Consider the following 3,153-nt stretch of genomic DNA (forward strand, 5'->3'; position numbering starts at 1 on the left):
ACCGGACGACGTGACGTACCGGACCTTCGACCTCTCCGACCCGGAGCCGGAGCGGATCGGCGCCATGCTGGCCGACGTACTCGCCCTGCTCCGCCGAGGCGAACTGGACCTGCTGCCGATCACGACCTGGGACATCCGCGAGGCCCGGACAGCGTTCCGGTACCTCGGCCAGGCCCGCCACACCGGCAAGATGGTCCTCACCGTCCCCGTGCCGCTCGATCCCGAGGGCACCGTGCTCATCACCGGCGGCACCGGCACCCTCGGGGCGCTGATGGCCCGGCACCTGGTCACCGGGCACGGCGTACGGCACCTGCTGCTGACCAGCCGCCGTGGACCTGAGGCGCCCGGGGCCGGCGAACTCGTCGAGGAACTGCGACGGGCGGGCGCCGAGGCGCGCGTCGTAGCCTGCGACATGTCCCGCCGGGACGAGGTCGCCGACCTCCTCGACCGCGTCGACCCGCACCACCCGTTGACCGGTGTCCTGCACGCCGCCGGGGTGGCCGACGACGCCGTCATCGGCTCGCTCACCCCGCAGCGGGTGGGAGCGGTGCTCGCCGCGAAGGCCGAATCGGCTTGGCACCTGCACGAGTTGACCCGCGGCGACGACTTGGCGATGTTCACCCTCTTCTCCTCGGCGGCAGGCATCCTCGGCGCACCCGGTCAAGGCAACTACGCTGCTGCGAACACCTTCCTCGACGCGCTCGCCGAACACCGCCACGCCCGTGGCCTGCCCGCGCAGTCGCAGTCCTGGGGCCTCTGGGCGCAGCGCAGCGGAATCAGCGGGCACCTCTCCGAGGGCGACCTGGCACGCATCGCCGCCTCCGGGATGGAGCCGCTGAGCACCGAGGTCGGCCTGCGGATGTGGGACCACGCACGGGACCGCGCCGACCGGCCCCATCTGGCCCTGCTCCAGTTGAAACCGCGACACCGGCACACGCACCCACTGCTGGCTGGTCCAGCCGCGGCCGGGCGCGTCCCGCAGGCGCGGAACACGGTCGCGCTCGGGCAGACCGGTGCCCGCGACCGGCTGGCCACGCTCCCGGACGGCGAGCGGCGCCGAGAACTGCTCAGCCTGGTCCGTGAGCACGCCGCCGCGGTCCTGGCCCACCCCTCCGTCGAGACGGTCGAGGACGAACGGGCCTTCAAGGAGCTGGGGTTCGACTCGCTGACCGGCATCGAGCTGCGTAACCGGCTCAACGCCGCCACCGGGGTGGCGCTACGCCCGACGCTGGTCTTCGACCATCCGACACCTGTCCTGCTCGCGGAACACCTGAACCGCCAGTTCGCGGCAGAGGCCGCGGCAGCCACGGCCAACGGTGTGGACACGACCGGCGCAGGCGGGCCCGGCGCGGACACGTCCGACGACGACCTCACCGAGGCCGACTTCCGCCGGATGCTGGCCACCATCCCGTTCCAGACATTCCGCGAATCCGGGCTCAGCGTCCCGCTGATGCGCCTCGCCCGCGGGAACGGCCGTCCGCCGGCCTTGCCGGACGACGACCGACCCGGGGAGATCGATGAGATGGATGCCGACGAACTGATCCGCATCGCCCTCCAAACGTTCGAAGACTGACCCCTCCGGGAGTGACGACCATGCAAACTTCGGCCGATCAGCTCGTCCAGGGCCTGCGCGCGGCGCTGAAGGACAACGACCGTCTGCGTCGCGAGCACCACGACATGGCTTCCGCCGCACGGGAGCCGATCGCCGTCGTCGGCATGGCCTGTCGCTACCCCGGCGGCGTCAACTCACCGGCGGAACTCTGGCAGTTGGTCGCCCGGGGCGGTGACGCCATCACCCCCTTCCCACGCGACCGCGGCTGGGACCTGGACGAGCTGCGGGGCACCGACGCCGACGAAGCCGGTACCTCATACGTCCACCGCGGCGGATTCCTGCATGACGCGGCGGACTTCGACGCCGAGTTCTTCGGGATCAGTCCGCGTGAGGCGCTGGCGATGGATCCCCAGCAGCGGTTGCTGCTGGAGAGCAGCTGGGAGGCCGTCGAACGGGCCGGTATCGACCCGAAGTCCCTCCGGGGCTCCAAGGTCGGTGTCTTCTCGGGGCTGATCGGTCAGGGGTACGCCTGGCGCCTGTCCGAGTTCCCGCCGGACATCGAGGGGTACGTCGGCACGGGCAACACCGCCAGTGTCGCCTCGGGCCGGGTCGCGTACGCCCTCGGCCTCGAAGGCCCCGCCATCACCATCGACACCGCCTGTTCCTCCTCGCTGGTGGCCGTGCACCTGGCCGCCCAGGCCCTGCGTCGTGGGGAGTGCTCCATGGCGCTGGCGGGCGGGGTCACCGTGATGTCCACGCCGGACACCTTCGTGGAGTTCTCGCGCCAGCGCGGGCTGGCCCGGGACGGTCGCTGCAAGGCGTTCTCCGCCGAGGCCGACGGCACCGGCTGGGCCGAGGGCGCGGGTGTGCTGCTGCTGGAGAAACTGTCGGACGCGCGGCGCAACGGGCACCCGGTCCTGGCGGTCGTACGCGGGAGCGCGGTCAACCAGGACGGCGCGAGCAACGGCCTGACCGCCCCCAGCGGTGCGGCGCAGGAGAAGGTGATCCGCCAGGCGCTGACGGCGGCCGGGCTCACCGCCGCCGACGTGGACGCGGTGGAGGCGCACGGCACCGGCACCCGGCTCGGGGACCTCATCGAGGCGCAGTCGCTTCAGGCCACGTACGGCACCGACCGGCCGGCGGGCGATCCCGTACGCGTCGGGTCGCTCAAGTCGAACATCGGGCACAGCCAGGCCGCGGCCGGCGTCGGCGGCATGATCAAAATGATCATGGCGATGCGGCACAGGACTCTGCCGCGGACCCTGCACGCGGAGGCGCCCAACACCGCGATCGACTGGTCCGCCGGCACGATGGCGCTGGTCACCGAGGAGATGCCCTGGCCGGAACGCGACCGTGCGCCCCGCGCGGCCGTTTCCTCGTTCGGGGTGAGCGGTACCAACGCGCACGTCATCCTGGAGGCACCGGACGACACCGGCGTCTCCGAGCCCGCCGGCCGCCTCGACGGCACCGCGGCATCCGACGAGCCAGCCCGGCCGTGGCTGATATCCGCCCGTACCCCCACCGCACTTCGCGGGCAGGCCCAGCGCCTGTACGACTTCGCCGCCGACCGCCCCGATCTGCGCGACGCCGACGTCGAGTTC

The 3,153-nt window shown here is 72.3% G+C and carries 2 protein-coding genes; both read left to right on the forward strand.

Features of this window, described 5'->3' with window-relative positions:
• Positions 1-1,573 (forward strand): beta-ketoacyl reductase (locus GXP76_RS34855; RefSeq protein ID WP_242575622.1); only part of this gene is annotated, 1,573 nt, incomplete at its 5' end.
• 20 nt (positions 1,574-1,593) lie between these two features.
• The coding region (locus GXP76_RS34860; protein WP_277994142.1) for a type I polyketide synthase at positions 1,594-3,153 on the forward strand (1,560 nt) is incomplete at its 3' end.

The sequence above is a fragment of the Streptomyces sp. NP-1717 genome (genome assembly GCF_022695985.1).
Lineage (GTDB): Bacteria > Actinomycetota > Actinomycetes > Streptomycetales > Streptomycetaceae > Streptomyces.